Annotated in this window: 19 protein-coding genes; 10 read left to right on the forward strand and 9 right to left on the reverse strand. The window is 40.2% G+C overall.

What is annotated here, in order from left to right; genetic code table 11:
• Window positions 1-158 precede the first annotated feature (158 nt).
• From SST111_RS07535 to SST111_RS07545, 3 genes are read left to right on the forward strand one after another with little or no spacing between them, the layout of a single operon-like run.
• Window positions 159-1,694 carry an ABC transporter ATP-binding protein gene (locus SST111_RS07535; protein ID WP_002935272.1) on the forward strand — a complete coding sequence of 512 codons (1,536 nt, stop codon included), beginning with the start codon at window positions 159-161 and terminating at the stop codon, window positions 1,692-1,694.
• A complete protein-coding gene (locus SST111_RS07540) occupies window positions 1,687-2,748 on the forward strand; it encodes an ABC transporter permease (protein ID WP_024379615.1) in 1,062 nt (353 codons plus the stop codon). Before SST111_RS07535 ends, SST111_RS07540 begins: the two co-directional genes overlap by 8 nt.
• Window position 2,749: 1 nt before the next feature.
• Window positions 2,750-3,703, forward strand: coding sequence for an ABC transporter permease (locus SST111_RS07545; protein ID WP_012775589.1), 954 nt, complete (start codon window positions 2,750-2,752; stop codon window positions 3,701-3,703).
• A 133-nt stretch (window positions 3,704-3,836) separates the two neighbouring features.
• Here the strand turns inward: SST111_RS07545 and SST111_RS07550 are convergent.
• Window positions 3,837-5,188 (reverse strand): IS3 family transposase gene (locus SST111_RS07550; protein WP_099810538.1). Its coding sequence is split into 2 segments (ribosomal slippage): window positions 3,837-4,732 and window positions 4,732-5,188, totalling 1,353 coding nucleotides; the frame shifts between segments, so codons are not numbered across the junction.
• Between the two features lie 327 nt (window positions 5,189-5,515).
• Here SST111_RS07550 and SST111_RS07555 point away from each other — a divergent pair.
• A complete protein-coding gene (locus SST111_RS07555) occupies window positions 5,516-6,046 on the forward strand; it encodes a dihydrofolate reductase family protein (RefSeq protein WP_099810539.1) in 531 nt (176 codons plus the stop codon).
• 42 nt (window positions 6,047-6,088) lie between these two features.
• On the opposite strand, the gene SST111_RS07560 is transcribed toward SST111_RS07555, so the two are convergent.
• Window positions 6,089-7,072 carry an L-lactate dehydrogenase gene (locus SST111_RS07560; protein ID WP_002940816.1) on the reverse strand — a complete coding sequence of 328 codons (984 nt, stop codon included), beginning with the start codon at window positions 7,070-7,072 and terminating at the stop codon, window positions 6,089-6,091.
• 188 nt (window positions 7,073-7,260) lie between these two features.
• On the opposite strand from SST111_RS07560, the gene gyrA reads away from it, so the two are divergent.
• The 3 genes from gyrA (at window position 7,261) to radC (ending at window position 11,255) form a co-directional block, all read left to right on the forward strand.
• Window positions 7,261-9,705: a DNA gyrase subunit A gene (gyrA, locus tag SST111_RS07565; RefSeq protein WP_099810525.1), complete on the forward strand. Its 2,445-nt coding sequence runs from the start codon at window positions 7,261-7,263 to the stop codon at window positions 9,703-9,705.
• Between the two features lie 6 nt (window positions 9,706-9,711).
• The gene (locus tag SST111_RS07570) at window positions 9,712-10,461 is read left to right on the forward strand and encodes a class A sortase (protein WP_002940809.1); all 750 of its coding nucleotides are present in this window, start codon (window positions 9,712-9,714) and stop codon (window positions 10,459-10,461) included.
• Window positions 10,462-10,574: 113 nt separating this feature from the next.
• A complete protein-coding gene (gene radC, locus SST111_RS07575) occupies window positions 10,575-11,255 on the forward strand; it encodes a RadC family protein (protein ID WP_002935253.1) in 681 nt (226 codons plus the stop codon).
• On the opposite strand, the gene SST111_RS07580 is transcribed toward radC, so the two are convergent.
• The 7 genes from SST111_RS07580 to SST111_RS07610 form a co-directional block, all read right to left on the reverse strand.
• Entirely contained in the window at window positions 11,252-11,944 is a 693-nt protein-coding gene (locus SST111_RS07580; RefSeq protein WP_099810526.1) for a gamma-glutamyl-gamma-aminobutyrate hydrolase family protein, read from the reverse strand. The two genes, radC and SST111_RS07580, sit on opposite strands and share 4 nt — an antisense overlap.
• Before the next feature lie 3 nt (window positions 11,945-11,947).
• A complete protein-coding gene (locus SST111_RS07585; RefSeq protein WP_044670317.1) occupies window positions 11,948-12,586 on the reverse strand; it encodes a redox-sensing transcriptional repressor Rex in 639 nt (212 codons plus the stop codon).
• 134 nt (window positions 12,587-12,720) lie between these two features.
• The gene (locus tag SST111_RS07590) at window positions 12,721-12,924 is read right to left on the reverse strand and encodes a DUF4649 family protein (RefSeq protein WP_029173642.1); all 204 of its coding nucleotides are present in this window, start codon (window positions 12,922-12,924) and stop codon (window positions 12,721-12,723) included.
• A 1-nt stretch (window position 12,925) separates the two neighbouring features.
• A complete protein-coding gene (locus tag SST111_RS07595; RefSeq protein ID WP_002940732.1) occupies window positions 12,926-13,270 on the reverse strand; it encodes a DUF1831 domain-containing protein in 345 nt (114 codons plus the stop codon).
• Window position 13,271: 1 nt separating this feature from the next.
• A complete protein-coding gene (locus SST111_RS07600; RefSeq protein WP_099810527.1) occupies window positions 13,272-14,387 on the reverse strand; it encodes a cysteine desulfurase family protein in 1,116 nt (371 codons plus the stop codon).
• A gap of 10 nt (window positions 14,388-14,397) precedes the next feature.
• A complete protein-coding gene (locus SST111_RS07605) occupies window positions 14,398-15,375 on the reverse strand; it encodes a ribose-phosphate diphosphokinase (RefSeq protein WP_012775438.1) in 978 nt (325 codons plus the stop codon).
• Window positions 15,376-15,519: 144 nt separating this feature from the next.
• Window positions 15,520-16,086 (reverse strand): CYTH domain-containing protein, encoded by a 567-nt coding sequence (locus SST111_RS07610; RefSeq protein ID WP_015646779.1) that lies wholly within the window; start codon window positions 16,084-16,086, stop codon window positions 15,520-15,522.
• 86 nt (window positions 16,087-16,172) lie between these two features.
• Here SST111_RS07610 and SST111_RS07615 point away from each other — a divergent pair, with 86 nt between their 5' ends.
• The 3 genes from SST111_RS07615 to SST111_RS07625 are packed head-to-tail and all read left to right on the forward strand — an operon-like array spanning window position 16,173 to window position 18,539.
• Entirely contained in the window at window positions 16,173-16,844 is a 672-nt protein-coding gene (locus SST111_RS07615) for a GTP pyrophosphokinase (RefSeq protein ID WP_002935242.1), read from the forward strand.
• On the forward strand, window positions 16,828-17,646 hold the full coding sequence (locus tag SST111_RS07620; RefSeq protein ID WP_002935241.1) for an NAD kinase: 819 nt from the start codon (window positions 16,828-16,830) through the stop codon (window positions 17,644-17,646). Before SST111_RS07615 ends, SST111_RS07620 begins: the two co-directional genes overlap by 17 nt.
• Window positions 17,646-18,539: an RluA family pseudouridine synthase gene (locus SST111_RS07625; protein ID WP_024409673.1), complete on the forward strand. Its 894-nt coding sequence runs from the start codon at window positions 17,646-17,648 to the stop codon at window positions 18,537-18,539. The genes SST111_RS07620 and SST111_RS07625 overlap by 1 nt, the downstream gene beginning before the upstream one ends.
• Window positions 18,540-18,552: the final 13 nt, after the last annotated feature.

Genomic DNA, 18,552 nt, shown 5'->3' on the forward strand with positions numbered 1-18,552 from the left:
ACGGGGTCGCCGTTTTCGGGCTGAGATTTTTCTCAGTAAAGCCTATCAGCTATGGTAGGTTTTACTGACAAAAATGGTATAGTTGATGAAGAATTTTAAGGTACTAAAGTGGTACTGAAGAATTTTCAGAAGGCTATAGTCAGAAAGGATAATAGATTATGACGAAGGATTATGTCATTGAAATGCGCAATATCACTAAGATATTTGGTGAATTTGTAGCGAATGACCACATCAATTTGAATGTCAGACGTGGTGAAATCCATGCCCTTCTTGGTGAGAATGGTGCGGGTAAATCTACTCTGATGAACATGCTTGCTGGCTTGTTGGAACCTACAAGCGGTGAAATTGTTATCAACGGTCAATCCGTGAAGATTGACTCTCCATCCAAAGCAGCCCAATTGGGGATTGGTATGGTGCATCAACACTTTATGTTGGTTGATGCTTTCACAGTTGCTGAGAACATCATTCTTGGTTCTGAAACCACCAAAGGTGGCGTGATTGACCTTAAAAAAGCTATCGCAGAAATTAAAGAACTTTCTGCTAAGTATGGTCTTGAAGTTGATCCAACTGCAAAGGTTGCAGATATTTCTGTGGGTGCACAGCAACGTGTAGAAATCCTTAAAACACTTTACCGTGGAGCAGACCTTTTAATTTTTGATGAGCCGACAGCTGTATTGACCCCTGCGGAAATTGCAGAGCTCTTGAAAATTATGAAAGCCTTGGTTGAAGAAGGTAAATCTATTATTTTGATTACGCACAAATTGGATGAAATTCGTGCAGTTGCCGATAGTGTAACAGTTATTCGTCGAGGTAAATCAATCGAAACAGTTGCCGTTGAAGGAGCAACAAACCAAGATTTGGCTGAGTGGATGGTTGGACGTTCCGTTTCCTTTAAAACAGAGAAAGTTGAAGCGAGCCCTAAAGAAGTTATTTTGTCAATTAAGGATTTGGTTGTCAATGAAAACCGTGGTATTCCAGCAGTTAAGGGCTTGTCGCTTGATGTTCGAGCAGGTGAGGTTGTTGGTATTGCCGGTATCGACGGAAACGGTCAAAGTGAGTTGATTCAGGCAATCACTGGTTTACGTAAGGTAAAATCTGGCTCAATCACTATCAAAGGTGAGGAAGTAGTTGGTAAAACTCCACGTAAAATTACAGAAATGCAAGTGAGCCACGTTCCCGAAGATCGTCATCGTGATGGACTCGTTCTTCCGATGACTGTTGCGGAGAACTTTGCGCTTCAAACTTACTATAAAGAACCGATTTCAAAAAATGGTATCTTGAACTATAATATCATTAATGAAAAAGCACGCGCGTTAATGGAAGAATTTGACGTTCGTGGGGCGAGTGAACTCGTCCCAATCAAGGCTCTTTCAGGCGGTAACCAGCAAAAAGCTATCATCGCGCGTGAAATCGATCGCAACCCAGACCTTTTCATTGTTAGCCAACCAACACGCGGTTTGGACGTTGGTGCTATTGAGTATATTCGTAAGCGTCTCATTGCAGAACGTGATAAGGGTAAGGCTGTTCTTGTTGTCAGCTTCGAATTGGATGAAATTTTGGATGTATCAGATAGAATTGCTGTTATCCATGATGGTGTCATCCATGGTATTGTTGAACCTGCTAAGACCAATAAACAAGAGTTAGGTGTCTTGATGGCAGGTGGACATATTGAGAAGGGAGAAGAACATGCTTAATAAATATAAGAATTTGGCCCTTCCATTAATGGCTGTGGTCAGTGGTATCCTACTTGGAGCGATTGTCATGCTTGTTTTTGGCTACGATCCAATTTGGGGGTATGAAGAGTTATTCTATTCAGCTTTTGGTAATATCAAATCAATTGGTGAAATTTTCCGTGCAATGGCACCACTTGTTTTCACTGCTCTCGGTTTCGCAGTAGCTAGTCGTGCAGGTTTCTTCAACGTTGGTTTGTCTGGTCAGGCCTATGTTGGTTGGGTTTTTGCTGGATGGTTTGCCTTGGCAAATCCTGACTTACCACGTCCAGTTTTGATTTTGGGAACAGTCTTGATTGCTATGTTGGCAGGCGGTATTGCTGGAGCTATTCCAGGTATTCTACGTGCCTATTTGGGAACAAGTGAAGTTATCGTTACGATTATGATGAACTACATCTTACTCTATTCATGTAACTATATCATTCGTGATGTATTTGCAGATAGTTTGATGAAGAATACAGACTCGACAGTTAACGTGTCAGCAAATGCCTCTTACCAAACAGAGTGGCTCCGTGCATTGACAGATAACTCACGTATGAATATTGGTATTTTCTTTGCCATTATTGCAGTTTTTGTGATTTGGTTCCTATTGACCAAAACGACTCTTGGTTTTGAGATTCGCTCAGTGGGGCTTAACCCAACAGCATCGGATTATGCGGGTATGTCTGCGAAACGTACGATTATTCTATCTATGGTTATTTCAGGTGCTCTTGCGGGTCTTGGGGGAGCTATCCAAGGTTTGGGTACTTTCCAAAACGTTTATATCCAAAGCGGTAACTTGGATATTGGTTTTAATGGTATGTCAGTAGCGCTTTTAGCTTCTAATTCACCGTTAGGTATTCCATTGGCTGCCTTTCTATTCGGTGTTCTTTCTGTCGGTGCCCCAGGTATGGTACGTGCACAGATTCCACCTGAATTGATCAACGTTGTTACGGCATCAATCATTTTCTTTATCGGTGTGAAATTTATTTTTGAACAATTATTAAAATCTAGAAATAAAGCGAAAGGAGCGAAATAAGATGAATGTTTCAATTCTTGCCTTACTCATTTCGCAAATGTTGATTTATTCAGCACCCTTAATCTTTACCAGTCTTGGAGGAGTTTTCTCTGAACGCGGTGGTATTGTAAACGTTGGTCTAGAAGGAATCATGGTTATCGGTGCCTTTGCTGGTGTTGTTTTCAATATCGAATTTGCAGGGACATTTGGTAATGCTACTCCATTATTAGCTGTTATTGTAGGAGGTCTTGCTGGTGTTGTCTTTGCAGCTATTCATGCGATGGCGACGATTAATTTCCGTGCAGACCACGTTGTATCAGGTACGGTGTTGAACCTTTTGGCTCCAGCATTGGGAGTTTTCCTAGTCAAGGTTATCTATAATAAGGGTCAAACTGATAGTATTACTGAATCATTTGGTAAATTTTCATTCCCTATCTTGGCAGATATTCCAATCATTGGTGAAATTTTCTTCAAAAATACAAGCTTGATGGGTTATGTAGCTATTGCAACAGCATTTCTTGCTTGGTTCATCCTTTATAAAACCAAGTTCGGTTTGCGCCTTCGTTCAGTAGGTGAACATCCGCAGGCAGCGGATACTTTGGGAATCAATGTCTACGCTATGCGTTATGCAGGTGTGTTGATTGCTGGTTTCCTTGGTGGTGTTGGTGGAGCTGTAAGTGCTCAATCAGTGAATATCAACTTCTCTGCAACAACAATCGTAGGTTCAGGTTTCATCGCTCTAGCAGCTGTAATTTTCGGTAAGTGGAATCCAATTGGCGCTATGCTCGCCAGTCTATTCTTCGGTCTTTCGCAAAGTTTGGCAGTAGTGGGTGGACAATTACCAGGATTGAAAGATATTCCAACGGTTTATCTTCAAATTGCACCATATTTGATTACTGTTATTGCTCTGTCTGCTTTCTTTGGTAAAGCAGTCGCTCCTAAAGCAGACGGTATCAACTATATCAAATCTAAATAAAAAGGTCCAGTGGACCTTTTTATCATGAGCTTGAAAATACGAAAGCGAATAAGGTCCAGCGAACCTTTCAGATTGAAGAAAAAGTCCATTTTGGATAATTTTGTACTGACCCCAAAAAGTTAGATAAAAAATATTATTGAAAGGATTTAGTTCTATACTGAACAGGACTAAGTCCTTTTAGTTTTGCTTTAATGCGTTTATTGTTGTAGTAAAAAATATACTCGGTGATGGCTTGCTCCAGTTGATCCAGAGACTTGAAATTTTTCTCAAATCCGTAAAACATTTCTGTTTTCAAGACACCAAAGAAGGATTCCATCATGCCATTATCTGTGCTGGTTCCCTTGCGAGACATGGAAGGACGTATGCCTTTACTTGCAAGAAAACGGTGATAGACTTCATGTTGGTATTGCCAACCTTGGTCACTATGGAGAATGGTATTTGGGTAAGTTTCCTCAGGGAAGACCTTCTCAAGCATGGTCTTGACTTGTATGAGGTTTGGAGAGCGGGATAAGGTAAAATCAATAATTTCACTATTATAGCCATCGAGAACAGGAGAAAGATAGAGTTTTTCAGCACAATTTGGTAGAGCGAACTCCGTCACATCTGTATAGCACTTCTCAAAAGGCTTAGACCCTTCAAAGGCTCTCTCAATGAGATTAGGAGCTTTCTTGCCCACATCACCCTTGTAAGACTTGTATCTCTTGCGTCTACGAATACGAGCAGTCAAACCTAACTCTTTCATCAGCCCTTGTACTTTCTTGTGGTTGACAGAAAATCCACGATTTCTTAGCTCAAGGTGAATGCGACGGTAGCCATAGTTTCCCTTATGTTCATCATAAATGGCTTGAATTTCAGCTTTTAAGTCCTTATCTTTATCTGGTTTGTCCAGTTGTTTGACTTGATAATGATAGGTAGAAGGAACTAATTGAGCAATCGTCAGCAGTAGATTTAGTCGGAATCCTTCTGCGACCATCTCTCTAACTGTCTGAGCCTTTCTTGTTCTCTGGCTTCGTCCCTTAAACGAAGCGCTCTCAACTTTTTTAGATAGGCATTCTCCGTTCTAAGCCGTTCATTTTCCTCCTGAAGTCGCTCTAACTCCGTCATCTCTTCCCAGGTTTTCTTTGGTTTACGCCCCATCTTTGGTGGCCTCCCTCTTGTTTTCTCAAGAATAGTATACCCGTTTTTCTTGTATTGTGCTATCCAGTTTGGGAGTGTTCCTCGGTTTGGCAAGGCATAATCAAGTGAGACTGACAGACTCGACTGCTTCTGAAGAAGTACTTTATCAATCATTTCCTGCTTGAGTTCTGGAGGATAATAAGTGTTCTTACCTTTCTTGACAATGTTTATTCCATACCTATCGATCAGTCGAAGCATATATTGGATAACAGATTCTGAAATAGTAAATTGGTTTGACAAGTTCTTGATAGACTGACCACTTTGGCGTAGTTCATAGATTTCGATTTTGTCTTCATAGCTCAATTTCATGAAAATAGCACCCCAAATGTTAGATTTTTTCTGTCTAACTTTTGGGGTGCGGTTCATTTTCTTCAATCTTTTTTCTTTATGTTGAAAATTAAAAACTCTCAGAAACGCCGAAATATCAATGTTTATAAGAGTTTAATAACTTGCTATCTTTCGCAAACTTCTTCAATTTTTTTAAGGTCCAGTGTACCTTTTTATCATGTTCTTTGCTGTACAGGAAATGAATAATTGTCCTATTCAAAGGAAGAGGAGTTAGAGGGACTTTTGGTTGAGAATAGGGAGAATGACTGGTATAATAGTTTGTCACTAAGGTATGAAATGAGGTTAATTGTGAGACGATTGGTGTTAAATATTGCAATGAGTTCAGATGGATTTATTGCACGTAAGGATGGGAGCTACGATTGGATTGAAGGACATGGTACCGATAAATATGATACAGTCTTACAGTTTGATAATCAAAAATTCTTTAACAACTGTGATACAGTTGTGATGGGGAGAAAATCATTAGAAGATTGTCCGTTGGAAATGATTGAAGGATATCAGGAAAAGCAATTTATCGTTGCGAGTCATACCGAGCAGACGGACTATGGTAATGTGCGTTTCGTAAGGGATATCATCGGGGAGATTATGGAACTTCGTTTTAGAGAAGGTGGAGATATTTGGTTGTTTGGTGGAGCAAGTCTGCTTCAGGACTGTTTAGAGGCGGGAGTGATTGATCACCTTATTATTGGGATTATTCCTACTATTTTGGGTGACGGTATTCCACTTTTCGCCTCACTTTTGGAAGAAAAGAAATTGCTCTTGGTAGAGTCCACTGTCACAGATGGAATTGCTATGTTACGTTATGATATTAGAAGGTAAAAAAGGCGAGCTATTGCTCACCTTTTTTACTATTTTATATAATTAGTTTTTTACACCAGCTGCAATTTCTGGGTTAGCGAAAGCATCATCGATGATGTCTTTCAATTGTTTAGCAGATGCTTGCATTTTTTGCAATTCAGCTTCGCTCAATGGGATATTGACTGGACGAACGATACCGTGGGCACCGATGATAGCAGGTTGACCGATGAAGACATCTTCAACACCTTCGTATTGGCCAGCTTGGTAAACTGACAATGGAAGTACTGCATTTTCATCATCAAAGATTGCTTTAGTGATACGTGCAAGTGCAACACCGATACCGTAGTAAGTTGCGCCTTTTTTGTTAATGATTGAGTAGGCTGCATCACGAACAGATACAAACAAGTCAACAAGACCTTGCTCATCAATATCGCGGTTATCTTGCAACCAGTCGTACAATTTCACACCGGCAACGTTGGCATGTGACCAAACTGCAAATTCTGAGTCACCGTGCTCACCCATGATGTAAGCGTGAACTGAACGTGCGTCGATACCGATTTTCTCAGCCAATGCTTGACGGAAACGAGCTGAGTCAAGAGAAGTACCAGAACCGATAACACGCTCTTTAGGGAAACCAGAGAATTTCCAAGTTGAGTAAGTCAACACGTCAACAGGGTTAGCAGCAACAAGGAAGATACCGTTGAAACCAGAGTTAACGATTTCTGTAACGATTTGTTGGTTGATACGAAGGTTTTTCTCTACCAATTCAAGGCGAGTTTCACCTGGTTTTTGTGGCAAACCAGCTGTCAATACAACCAAGTCTGCGTCATGAGCATCTGAATACTCAGCAGAGTAGATTTTTTTAGGGAATGTGAAGGCCAATGCGTGGCTCAAGTCTTCTGCATCACCTTGAGTACGGTCTTTGTTGATATCGATGATACCCAATTCTTGACCAATCCCTTGGTTAACAAGAGCATAAGCATAAGCAGAACCTACGGCACCGTCACCGACAAGGATTACTTTTTTGTGTTGTTTAGTTGCAGTCATTGCTAAACATCTCCTTAGTTTTATTTGGGGATGACTTCATCCCGACCATAATACATTCTAGCATGTTTTAAGCTTTTTGTCACTTGTGAAAGCGCGTTTGAAAATGTTTACATGCTAGTTTCCAACAAAGAAATTTATTCGCCAATATGGTATAATAGAAGCACAATGACTGTTGAAAGAGGCATATAATGCAAGATAAAAACTTAGTAACGGTTAATCTGACCAATGAGATGAAATCATCCTTCATCGACTATGCGATGAGTGTTATCGTTTCACGTGCTCTGCCTGATGTACGTGATGGTCTGAAGCCGGTTCATCGCCGTATTTTGTATGGGATGAATGAATTAGGAATTACACCGGATAAACCACATAAAAAATCAGCCCGTATCACAGGGGATGTTATGGGTAAATATCACCCGCATGGAGATAGTGCGATTTACGAAGCCATGGTTCGTATGGCGCAATGGTGGAGCTACCGTCACATGTTAGTTGATGGTCACGGAAACTTTGGTTCCATGGATGGCGACGGAGCAGCCGCTCAGCGTTATACAGAAGCACGCATGAGCAAGATTGCGCTTGAAATGCTTCGTGATATTAACAAGAACACGGTAAATTTTGCGGATAACTATGACGCGAGTGAACGTGAGCCAGAGGTTTTACCTGCTCGTTTCCCTAACCTTCTGGTTAACGGAACGACCGGTATCGCCGTTGGTATGGCTACCAACATTCCTCCACACAACTTGGGCGAGACTATCGAGGCAGTTAAGCTGGTTATGGACAATCCCGAGGTAACAACACGTGAGATTATGGAAGTCTTGCCTGGACCAGATTTTCCGACAGGTGCCTTGGTTATGGGGAAATCTGGAATTCACCGTGCTTATGAAACTGGTAAAGGTTCAATAGTTCTTCGTTCCCGCACAGAGATTGAAGAATATGGAAATGGTCGTGAACGCATTGTTGTTACAGAGTTTCCATATATGGTCAATAAGTCCAAGGTTCAAGAACATATTGTTAAATTAGTCCAAGAAAAACGTATTGAAGGAATCACTGCTGTTCGAGACGAATCCAACCGTGAGGGTGTACGATTTGTTATCGAAGTTCGTCGTGATGCTTCTGCTAACGTTATTTTGAATAACCTATTCAAGCAAACACAGCTTCAAACCAACTTTAGTTTCAACATGTTGGCCATCCAAAATGGTGTACCGAAAATCCTTTCTGTACGTCAGATTCTAGAGTCTTATATTGAACACCAAAAAGAAGTAGTCACTCGTCGTACACGATTTGATAAAGAAAAGGCTGAGGCGCGTGCTCATATCTTAGAAGGCTTGCTGATTGCTCTTGACCATATTGATGAAGTCATTCGTATTATCCGTAATTCAGAAACTGATGCTATTGCTCAAGCTGAATTGATGGAGAAATTTGACCTTTCTGAACGTCAGAGTCAGGCTATTCTTGATATGCGTCTCCGTCGTTTGACAGGTTTGGAACGCGACAAGATTCAATCAGAATATGATGAGTTAGTGGCCTTGATTGCGGATTTGGCTGATATTCTAGCTAAGCCTGAGCGTGTTGTTCAGATTATTAAAGACGAATTAGAAGAAGTCAAACGTAAATATGCTGACCCACGCCGTACAGAATTGATGGTTGGTGAAGTTCTATCCCTTGAAGATGAGGACTTGATTGAAGAAACGGATGTTTTAATCACCTTGTCAAACCAAGGCTACATCAAGCGTTTGGCACAGGATGAGTTTCAAGCTCAGAAGCGTGGAGGACGTGGGGTTCAAGGAACTGGCGTCAAGGATGATGATTTTGTACGAGAATTAGTCTCTACAAGCACTCATGATCGCTTGCTCTTCTTCACTAATAAGGGACGTGTTTACCGTCTCAAAGGCTATGAAATCCCAGAATATGGTCGTACTGCAAAGGGACTTCCAGTGGTCAATTTGCTTAAATTGGAAGAAAACGAGGCAATTCAAACCATTATCAATGTAACTAAGGACCAGGAGGCAGATAGCTATCTCTTCTTTGCAACCCGCCAAGGTGTTGTAAAACGGACTAGTGTGTCAGAATTTGCCAATATTCGCCAGAGCGGTCTGAAAGCTTTGAATTTGAAAGAAGACGATGAACTTATCAATGTTTTCTTAACAAATGGTCAAGCAGACATTATTATGGGGACTAAGTTCGGTTATTCTGTACGTTTCACTGAAACAGATGTTCGTAATATGGGACGTACAGCAACAGGTGTTCGTGGTATCAATTTACGCGAGGGAGACCAGTTAGTTGGCGCTACTATGATTTCTGATGACCAAGAAGTACTCGTATTGACGGAAAAAGGTTTTGGTAAACGTACACCAGCCAGTGAGTATCCAACCAAAGGTCGTGGTGGTAAGGGTATCAAGACTCTTAAAGTTGCTGAGAAGAATGGTTCTCTGGCAGGTTTGACAACGGTATCTGGTGATGAAGATATTATGGTTATTACCGATACTGGCGTTATTATTCGTACAAGTGTTGCCAATATCTCTCAAACTGGTCGTTCAACCATGGGTGTAAAAGTGATGCGCTTGAATGATGAAGCGAGAATCATGACCTTTGCCTTGGTAGATGCTGCCGAAATTAAAGAAGAAAAGGAATAAATAGTCATGTCAAAACGTGAAAACAAGAAGAAGCGTAAAGGTTCTTTTTGGCGCAATCTTTTAACAGTTGTATTGATACTGATTTCCCTAGCGTTGATATTCAACACCTCTATCCGTAATTTTATTATCGGCTGGAATACGAATAAATACCAGATTAGCAATGTTACGACAGAGGATATCGAAAAGAATAAACAGGCTGAAACAACATTTGATTTCGATCAGGTTCAGTCTATTTCTACAGAGGCTATTTTAGCAGCTCAGTGGGATGCACAACGCTTACCTGTAATTGGTGGAATTGCGGTTCCCGAGCTTGGTATCAACCTTCCTATTTTTAAAGGGGTCTTCAATACTTCGCTCATGTATGGAGCTGGTACTATGAAGGAAAACCAAGAGATGGGGAAAGGAAATTATGCGTTGGCCAGCCACCATATTTTTGGTGTAACTGGTGCGGCAGATGTTCTCTTTTCACCGCTTGATCGTGCTAAAAACGGCATGAAAATCTATATTACTGACAAGACCAATGTTTACACCTACGTTATTGATAGTGTGGAAATTGTTTCGCCTGAAAGTGTCTATGTCATTGATGATGTAGAAGGACGTACAGAAGTTACGTTGGTAACATGTACGGACTATAATGCAACGCAACGTATCATTGTAAAAGGAGTTCTTGAATCAACAACTCCATATAATGAAACTGCAAAAGACATCTTAGATTCCTTCAATAAGAGTTATAATCAGTATGATTATGGACAATAAAACATCTATATATTAAGGATAAAGAAGTGGTATAAGACTGGGGAGATAATCTTTGGTTTTATATGGCTTCTTTTTTTGCAAGATTTTACGAATAGATAGGTGAGGAGGAAATTATGTATCAAATTGAATTTAAAGAAGAGGCAATTCTACCTAGAGAACGTTTAGTAGAAGTTGGAGCTGAGCGTCTCAGTAATCAGGAACTACTAGCAATTTTTATTAGAACTGGGACAAAAAAAGAACCTGTTTCTATTCTCTCCAATAAATTATTGAATCGTTTGGAGAGTTTAGCGGCTCTAAGAGAACTATCAATTGAAGAATTGCAAAGTTTGACTGGAATTGGGCGCGTCAAGGCGATTGAAATTAAGGCTATGATTGAACTTGGAAAACGTATCAATCAATCAGAGCTACTCTTAAATGAGAGAATTTTGGGAAGTGAGAAGTTGGGACGTAAGATGATTCATGAAATCGGGCATAAGAAGCAGGAGCATCTAGTTGCACTTTATCTCAATACACAGAACCAGATTATCAGTCAAAAAACGATTTTTATTGGGAGTGTTAATCGTAGTATTGCAGAACCACGTGAAATTTTGCATTACGCAGTAAAATGTATGGCAACATCGATTATCATCGTTCATAACCACCCGTCGGGTTCAGTACAACCTAGTAGGAATGATTTGCTATTTACGGAGAATTTAAAAGAGTCCTGCGAAAAGCTAGGACTGGTATTATTAGATCATTTAATTGTTGGAAATAAGGATTACTATTCTTTTAGAGAAGAAAGTGAGTTATTTTAAAGTTTATTGACAATATAGTGGAAGAGTTCTTTTTCAATCTCACGTTTACCGTAGAGTAGTTCAGGATGCCATTGAACCCCTAAAAATTTAGTTGGGTAGGCTGAATGAACTGCTTCAATAATCTGTTGATTATCTGATAGTGCAATGATTTCTAAGTCAGGGGCTAAGTCTTTGATAGCCTGACGGTGAAATGAGTTCACACTCGGATCGGACTCATATATGTCGTAAAGTGGACTATTTTGAGTCAGTTGAATCGTTTGACTGACTTCTTGTCCGTCTATGTCTTGCCAATGTTCAGAAATTGATTGATGAAGGCTACCACCTTGAGCTACATTGTAGAGCTGTAGACCACGGCAGATACCGAAGATAGGTTTCTGATTTTCTTGGGCAGCCCTTATGAGGGCCAATTCAAACTCGTCACGCTTTGGTAGATAATTATCGCTGTCAATAGTTCTTTCTTCGTGATAGTAACTTGGCTGGACATTTTGTCCTCCTGTTAGGATGAGTTTGTCAATAAGATGAATATAATATTTTGCCAAATCTGGCTCTGTAACAGGAAGGATGAGTGGGAGCCCACCAGCATCTTCAATAGCTTGTACGAGGCAAGTCTGGGTATAAGAAAGCAGGGGTTCTGTATGATCCCCTGTTTTATATTCATTTCCAGAAATACCAATAACTGGTTTTTTCATTGCTTATCCTTTTCGCATAAAGTAGAGTAGTGTCTGTAATTCACTAGTCAAATCAACATACTGGACAACGACATCTTTTGGGACAGACAAGTTCACTGGTGAAAAGCTCAGAATCCCCTTGACACCAGCTTCAACAAGAATATCGGTCACTTCTTGTGCCTTGATGCTGGGTACCGTTAGAATGGCTGTCTGAGAGTTTGCTTCGCTGATACGTTCCTTGATCTCTGAGATTGCATGGATTGGGATATTTTCATCTGTCGTTCCAACAGCTGGATTATCATCTGCTTCAAAAGCCATGACTATTTTCATTTTATTTCGTTCGTGGAAGCGATAGTGTAGCAAGGCCCGCCCCATATTCCCAACACCAACAAGCATAACATTGGTGATGGAGGTATCATTTAGAATATCCGCAAAGAAATCCATCAACTCTTTGACATTGTAGCCAAAGCCACGACGACCAAGCTCTCCAAAATAGGAAAAATCTCGGCGGACGGTAGCTGAATCGATTCCGATAGCTTCGGCAATTTCTTTTGAACTAGCTTTTTCAATATTTCCAGCATAGAAACGTTTAAAAATGCGATAATAGAGGGATAGACGTTTGGCAGTAGCGCGTGGAATATCAGATTTTTTATCGTTTTTCACTTTAGACTCCTTTATTTCGATAGAATACGCTTTATCGATTATTTATATATTAAACAGTTCTTTATTCTATTCTAGTCCAAGTTTGTGAAAAAATCAACAGATTGATTTTAAAAAAAGATTAAACAGGAAACTGTCTAATCTAGTGTTTGTAAATAGCGATAGAGATCCCCGATTGTCCCTTTGTAATCCAGAGCTTGTCCGTCTTGTGTAATGTTGGTAACTGGATAATAGTCTGGGAGGGTTAAGCAACCGGCAAAAGCCAGAATGGCTGCATCTTTATTCTCAAATGTTTGGATACGTTCTTGCTTGTAAGCGTCAAGATAGTGAATTTCAATCATACTAAGCCTCTTTTGTAAAGATGTCACGGTCAATCAAGCTATCCATGAGGAAATAGAATTTTTCTTGAATAACCTTGTTACTTTCTGGCTTAAAAATGTTTACCAGATGAAGACCAGACTTGTCGGTAATGTTAATTTTAAAACCAGTTAGGTCTTGATTGATAATAATTTTCAAGAGGAATCCTTGGTTTGAATTTGGAATTTCTTCCAGAAGACGTGTAAGCTGATAGTGACCTGCTTTGGTTTGTTCAAAGGTGTTATCACGGAGTGTATATTTTTTGATAGCAGGGCTAATGTGATAAGTAAAATTACAATCTTTTAAGGTAACTGATTGTTGGAATGCCATTTTAACCTCCAAGTATTTTCTTTAGTTCGATGATAAGAGTATCTATCTCTTCTTTTGTATTGATTTCAGATAGGCTGATACGAATGGATTCTTTCAGACGATGGGAGTCTTTTCCATACATAGCTTCTAAAACATGGCTATTTTGGACAACACCTGCCGTACATGCAGAACCGCTAGAAACAGCAATACCTGCCAAATCTAGTTGCATGAGTAGTTGTTCATTAAGTTTACCAGGAAAACCGATATTAAGGACATGAGGGAGATGAGGTCCAGTCTGATTGAGATAATAGTCTAAGCTAGACAACCCCTCGATAATATGTTGTCGCAGTTCACTGACATGCTTATGATGCGTATCTAAGGACTCATATTGTTCTGTTAGGGCAGTCGCCATAGCAGCAATAGCAGGGAGATTCTCAGTACCTGCTCGATGTTGCTGTTCCTGCTTTCCGCCGTGGATCAAGGAATCAAATCTATGAACTTTACTATACAGGAATCCCATCCCCTTTGGACCATGGAATTTATGGGCAGAGGCCGCGAGCAAGTCAATTCCGTAGTCAGAGGGAGAAATTGCAATTTTTCCAATTGTTTGGACAGCATCTACATGAAAGACGGCTTGATGATCGGCTAGGAGCTCTCCAATTTCCTTGATGGGAAGTAGCTGACCGGTCTCATTGTTAGCAAACATGACGCTGACTAAAATAGTATCTGGCCGGAGGGCATCCTGAATTTGTTGAGCGGTGATTACTTGGTTGACTGGTTGGATATAGGTTACCTCGAACCCAAACCGTTCCTCTAGATACCGCATGGTATGGAGGACAGCATGGTGTTCGATAGCCGTAGTAATCAGGTGTTTTCCTTTGGATTGATGCGCAAGTGCATAGCCTTGAATAGCTAAAGTATCAGCTTCGGAGCCTCCAGATGTGAAAATAATTTGTTCGGGAGAGGCGGAGAGAATCTGAGCAATCTCTTGACGACTTTGTCTAAGACATTGATTGGCTTTCCGACCGCTTTGATGAATACTGGAGGGGTTTCCATAATTTTCTTGAGCCACTTCCATCATCCGTTGGAGTGCAGTAGGAGATAGAGCAGTGGTTGCTGCATTATCTAAATAAATCAAAGAGTTACTCCTAGTTTTCTTTTTCAGGACTAGTAAATTTGAAAAGTGGGCTGAGTGGCTGATGTTCTTGGATACGGTGGATGGCATCTGCAATCAAGTCACTAGCTGTTAGGAAGGCGATATTTTTAGGATGCTGTTCTTTGCTTGCAACAGAATCGGTAACTAATATTTCTTTGATTGGTGCTTCATCTAAGAGTTGGGCTGCAGTTCCTGCAAAGAGACCGTGGCTGGCAACTGCATAAATTTCAGTAGCACCACCTTCTTGGACAATTTTTGAAGCTTGTGAGAAAGTGCGACCAGTATTGAGAATATCGTCCACCAAAATAGCTTTTTTACCAGCAACATCACCGATAATATAGCCTTCAGAACGCTCAGAATCATCTTGAGCGTAGTCGATAATCGCAATCGGTGCATTTAGAAATTCAGCGATATTACGCGCGCGTTTGATACCAGAATTTTTAGGACTCACAATGACGACATCTTCTCCGCAGAGTCCTTTTTCCATGTAGTAGGCTGCAAAAAGTGGTTCTGTAAGGAGATTGTCTACTGGAATATCAAAGAAACCTTGAATTTGTGAAGCGTGTAAATCAAGAGTCAATACACGGTCGACACCAGCTTTAACCAGCATATTTGCAACTAATTTCGCTGTAATTGGTTCGCGTGGAGAAGCGGTACGGTCTTGACGAGCATAGCCGAAATAAGGGATGACAGCTGTAATGGTGTTGGCACTAGCACGTTTACAAGCATCGATCATAATCAATAATTCCCACAAGTGATTATTGACCGGATAGCTTGTTGATTGGATAATGTAGACGTCTACGCCACGTACAGATTCTTCAATGTTAATTTGAATCTCACCATCAGAAAACTGACGAGAAGACAGCTTTCCAAGAGGAATTCCAGCAGAATCAGCAATTTTTTCAGCAATATCACGGTTGCTATTGAGTGAGAATAATTTAATGTTATGTTCACCGAGTGGTTGTACCATTTTAAAGTAACTCCTTTTACACACTGAGCTTTTATGATGACATAAAAGTACTTTTTACAATAGATAGTTCTATTCTATCAAAAAAATGAAAAATTTTCAGTAGTGAAACTAAAAAATCAACCTTAATTGGCTGATTTTTTATAGTTATTTCATGTGGGCAGCAGTTCGTGCGACCTTACTACTAGCATATTTGAATTGAATTGATTTCTTCTTAAGGAATTCATCAAAAAGAATTTTCCCTGCATCTGCATCGGTCACTTCGACTTCTAATTCGTAATCTTTTTGTCCCACATAATCATTTTCATCGAGGGCCATAAGGCCTATAGATGTCTGTTTCTCATAGCGTTTTGTCGTGAGGCTTCCCCAGACAGCAAGTTTATCAAGTGGAATTTCGGTTGCAGAAATAATGTCAGAAATTTGTCCTGCTGGTAGTTGAAAATTTTCCAGTAAATCATGAGCAGTTTGGATGTCTAGAACTTGGTTATATTCTTGATTGCCGACTTCTTGTGGAATTTTTAAGGTTAGTTCTGCTGAGTCCTCAAATGTACGAATACGGAGTGAAAAGCGGTGATTCTTCATATCTAGGTCTGGGGTATCAATGTAGTGGTTTGTTTGAAGAATTGGGCTCACATCTGAAAAGTCAGTAAGCAGGCGTTTGTATTCGGATTTGGTCAGTAAGGTTTTATACTCAATTTCAAGGTGGTTTTTCATGCAGTAAACCCTTTCAATGTGTTATAATAGATTAGTCTTTGTGTTATTCTAATACAATTTAAAAGTTTTGACAAGAAAGGGGCCGTATGGACTTTAACTGGGAAGAATTTTTAGACCCCTATATTCAGACAGTTGGTGAATTGAAAATCAAACTGCGGGGGATTCGCAAGCAGTATCGCAAGGCTAATAGGCATTCTCCAATTGAGTTTGTCACAGGACGGGTAAAACCGATTGAATCCATTAAAGAAAAAATGGCCCTGCGACATATTAAATTGGAAAATCTTGCTCAAGATATGCAAGATATTGCCGGTCTTCGGATTATGGTTCAATTTGTGGATGACATTGAAGAAGTATTAGCTATTTTGCGGAAACGCAAGGATATGCAAATTGTGCATGAACGGGATTATATCAATAATATGAAAGCCTCTGGCTACCGTTCATATCATGTGGTGATTGAGTATCCTGTGGATACTATAAATGGCAACGAGACGGTTCTGGCAGAAATCCAGATTCGAACCCTTTCCATGAATTTCTGGGCTACAATTGAACATTCTCTGAATTATAAATATAAGGGGAATTTTCCAGAAGAAATCAAGAAACGCTTGGAAGTTACAGCAAAAATTGCCTATGAATTAGATGAGGAGATGCGAAAAATCCGCAACGACATTCAAGAAGCGCAGGCCTTATTTGATCCTGCCTATCGCAAACTGAATGACGGTGTGGGCAACAGTGATGATACAGATGAAGAATACAGGTAGAAAAAAAATCGCTCTGCTCGCTAGTCGAAATCCTAAGAGTGAAGCGGTGTCCAAAGAATTATGGACAAAGTTAAAAGAAGCAAATTTTATTTTGACTCCTAAAAATCCAGATATTGTCATTTCTATCGGTGGAGATGGGATGCTTTTATCTGCTTTTCACAAATATGAAAAGTTGATTGATCGTGTACGTTTTGTAGGGATTCACACGGGCCATTTGGGGTTTTATACAGATTATCGCGATTTTGAAGTGGACAAGTTGATTGAAAATCTTAAGCTTGATACAGGTGCTAGAGTATCGTATCCGATTTTAAATGTTAAGGTCAAGATGACAGATGGTCGCATTGTCGAGGCGCGTGCCTTAAATGAGGCGACAGTAAAACGTCTTTCTAAGACCATGGTCGCAGATATTATTATTAACAATGTGCCCTTCGAACGCTTCAGAGGGGATGGAATTTCGGTTTCAACGCCGACAGGATCAACAGCCTATAACAAGTCATTAGGTGGTGCTGTTTTACATCCAACAATCGAGGCATTGCAGATTGCAGAAGTGGCAAGTTTGAACAATCGTGTTTACCGCACCTTAGGTTCATCCGTTGTTGTCCCTAAAAAAGACAAGATTGTGATTGAACCAAAGCATAGTGACCGTTACTCGATTGCGGTAGACAATAAGACTTTTGTCTATGATAGTATTGAAAGTATAGAGTATCAGATAGACAATAGTAAGATTCATTTTGTTGCAACACCGAGCCATACTAGTTTTTGGAATCGGGTTAAGGACGCCTTTATTGGAGAGGTGGAGTAATGCGGTTTGAATTCATTGCTGACCAGCATACGAAAATAAAGACTTTCCTTAAAAAACACGGTGTTTCAAAGGGCTTGTTGGCAAAAATCAAGTACACTGGTGGCAATATTTGGGTCAATGGTATCGAACGCAATGCAACTTACTTGCTTGATATTGGAGATAGGGTTACAATTGACATACCAGCTGAGGAGGATTTAACGGGAAGTTTGAAACCGATTTCCTTTTCGCTGGATATTGTCTATGAAGATGATCATTTTCTGGCGATAAATAAGCCAGTTGGCTACGCCTCCATTCCTTCTGCCTTGCATTCATCCACAATCGCAAATTTTGTAAAAGGTTATCTTATTGAGCAGAATTATGAGAATAAGCAGGTTCATATTGTGACTCGTCTGGATAGGGATACATCAGGCGTTATGCTGTTTGCCAAGCACGGCTATGCCCATGCACGACTCGATAAGCAGTTGCAGGCAAAGCTTATTCATAAACGTTATTATGCTTTGGTGAAGGGGAATGGGCAGCTAGAAGAGACAGGGGATATTATTGCCCCTATCGGTCGTCCAGAAGATAGCATCATTACCCGTTGTGTGACAAAGAATGGAAAATATGCTCATACTTCCTATCGTGTTGTGCAATCGTGGGGAGATATTCATTTAGTAGATATTCAACTACATACTGGACGGACTCATCAGATTCGTGTTCATTTTTCTCACATTGGATTTCCATTGTTAGGAGATGATATGTATGGTGGAAGTTTGGAATGTGGGATAGAACGTCAAGCCTTGCATTGTCATAATTTGGCCTTCGACAATCCTTTTACAGCCGAAAGGATTGATTTGGAAGCACCGCTTCCTGAGGATTTTCAGGCTGTTATCAATCAGTTAATAAGTAAATAAATTTAAGGAGTTT

The sequence above is a fragment of the Streptococcus suis YS161 genome, assembly GCF_002760245.1.
GTDB lineage: Bacteria > Bacillota > Bacilli > Lactobacillales > Streptococcaceae > Streptococcus > Streptococcus suis_I.

What these genes read in the sequence shown, in the direction of transcription:
- SST111_RS07560 (WP_002940816.1), bottom strand. Translation starts at nt 7,072, where the DNA reads ATGACTGCAACTAAACAACACAAAAAAGTAATCCTTGTCGGTGACGGT.
- SST111_RS07615 (WP_002935242.1), top strand. Translation starts at nt 16,173, where the DNA reads ATGGACTTTAACTGGGAAGAATTTTTAGACCCCTATATTCAGACAGTT.
- SST111_RS07590 (WP_029173642.1), bottom strand. Translation starts at nt 12,924, where the DNA reads ATGATTGAAATTCACTATCTTGACGCTTACAAGCAAGAACGTATCCAA.
- SST111_RS07595 (WP_002940732.1), bottom strand. Translation starts at nt 13,270, where the DNA reads ATGGCATTCCAACAATCAGTTACCTTAAAAGATTGTAATTTTACTTAT.
- SST111_RS07540 (WP_024379615.1), top strand. Translation starts at nt 1,687, where the DNA reads ATGCTTAATAAATATAAGAATTTGGCCCTTCCATTAATGGCTGTGGTC.
- SST111_RS07620 (WP_002935241.1), top strand. Translation starts at nt 16,828, where the DNA reads ATGAAGAATACAGGTAGAAAAAAAATCGCTCTGCTCGCTAGTCGAAAT.
- SST111_RS07580 (WP_099810526.1), bottom strand. Translation starts at nt 11,944, where the DNA reads ATGAAAAAACCAGTTATTGGTATTTCTGGAAATGAATATAAAACAGGG.
- SST111_RS07570 (WP_002940809.1), top strand. Translation starts at nt 9,712, where the DNA reads ATGTCAAAACGTGAAAACAAGAAGAAGCGTAAAGGTTCTTTTTGGCGC.
- SST111_RS07625 (WP_024409673.1), top strand. Translation starts at nt 17,646, where the DNA reads ATGCGGTTTGAATTCATTGCTGACCAGCATACGAAAATAAAGACTTTC.
- SST111_RS07605 (WP_012775438.1), bottom strand. Translation starts at nt 15,375, where the DNA reads ATGGTACAACCACTCGGTGAACATAACATTAAATTATTCTCACTCAAT.
- gyrA (WP_099810525.1), top strand. Translation starts at nt 7,261, where the DNA reads ATGCAAGATAAAAACTTAGTAACGGTTAATCTGACCAATGAGATGAAA.
- radC (WP_002935253.1), top strand. Translation starts at nt 10,575, where the DNA reads ATGTATCAAATTGAATTTAAAGAAGAGGCAATTCTACCTAGAGAACGT.
- SST111_RS07535 (WP_002935272.1), top strand. Translation starts at nt 159, where the DNA reads ATGACGAAGGATTATGTCATTGAAATGCGCAATATCACTAAGATATTT.
- SST111_RS07545 (WP_012775589.1), top strand. Translation starts at nt 2,750, where the DNA reads ATGAATGTTTCAATTCTTGCCTTACTCATTTCGCAAATGTTGATTTAT.
- SST111_RS07610 (WP_015646779.1), bottom strand. Translation starts at nt 16,086, where the DNA reads ATGAAAAACCACCTTGAAATTGAGTATAAAACCTTACTGACCAAATCC.